The sequence below is a fragment of the Thalassolituus sp. UBA2009 genome, assembly GCF_002335285.1.
Lineage (GTDB): Bacteria > Pseudomonadota > Gammaproteobacteria > Pseudomonadales > Oceanobacteraceae > Venatoribacter > Venatoribacter alkanivorans.
This window is the reverse complement of record NZ_DDCJ01000129.1, coordinates 1-1,039: the sequence shown is the minus strand read 5'-3', so window position 1 is coordinate 1,039 and position 1,039 is coordinate 1. Positions and strand designations below refer to the sequence as shown.

Sequence of the window (1,039 nt, the reverse complement as noted above, 5' to 3'; positions counted from 1 at the left end):
TGGTAACAGACTGACCGATAAACAGAAAATATCTGAGAAAAAGAGCCGCATAGCGGCTCTTTTTTTTGTGCGCTTTTTATGCGCTGTTTTTTATATTTTATTCCAGTGCCAGCATGGAACGGTTTTTAGCAAGGATGGCTTTGCCGATTCCTTTAACCTGAGTGATGTCGTCCAGTGATTTAAACTGACCATGTTGTTGGCGGTATACAATAATGGCTTCCGCTTTCGCTTTACCAATACCGTCAAGCTGGCTGAGTTGTTCCGCGGTGGCGGTGTTGATATTAACGGCTTTTACCGTATTACCGTCTGGCTTGCTGGTTTCTGCTGCCTGTACGCTGAGGGTGCCCAGAATCAGGCAGACAGAAAATAGTGCGTGCTTTATCCATTGCATAGTCGTCTCTCCTTGAGTGGAGATCCGAACATAGCAATGAATATTTTGCGGAAAAATCCGGGAAAAGTATCAAATTAACCGACGCTTTCCCCAGACATTGGTGTGAATCAGGCTTTGTCGGCCTTTTTGGCGGGTGCTTTTTTCTTGTCGTGCTCAACCCATTTATTATCGACGTAATAGGCCGACCAGCTGGTGGCTTTGCCGTCTTTTTCAGTCATTACATACTGCTCTTTGGTTTTGCGGCTGTAACGGATGATGGCCGGATTGCCTTCCGGATCCTGACGCGGAGCATCCAGCAGGAAATGGTATTTCTGCGGCAGTTCGGCCTGATGAGGAAGCAGTTCTTCAACCAGTGGTGCACGGGTTTCGCGTTTTTTCGGGAACTGGCTGGCGGCCAGGAATAAACCGGTTGCACCGTCACGCAGAACGTAGGTGTCGTCTACTTTCTGACATTTCAGTTCCGGCATGGCAATCGCGTCCATTTTCGGAGGTGCCGCTTCGCCGCTCTTCAATAATTTGCGGGTGTTCTTACATTCGCTGTTTGTGCAGCCAAAGTATTTGCCGAAGCGACCGGATTTCAGCTGCATTTCACTGCCGCATTTATCGCATTCAAGCGTTGGACCGTCATAGCCTTTAATCTTGAACTGG

2 protein-coding genes are annotated in these 1,039 nt (G+C 48.2%); both read right to left on the bottom strand.

What is annotated here, in order from left to right; genetic code table 11:
• Positions 1-97 precede the first annotated feature (97 nt).
• Positions 98-391, bottom strand: coding sequence for a ComEA family DNA-binding protein (locus tag B3P58_RS15645; RefSeq protein ID WP_268866905.1), 294 nt, complete (start codon positions 389-391; stop codon positions 98-100).
• A 107-nt stretch (positions 392-498) separates the two neighbouring features.
• A partial coding sequence (locus B3P58_RS15640) for a topoisomerase DNA-binding C4 zinc finger domain-containing protein (protein ID WP_286718939.1) occupies positions 499-1,039 on the bottom strand: 541 nt, incomplete at its 5' end.

Excerpts from the sequence above, each read along its gene's own strand:
- B3P58_RS15645 (WP_268866905.1), bottom strand. The coding sequence starts at position 391 with ATGCAATGGATAAAGCACGCACTATTTTCTGTCTGCCTGATTCTGGGC.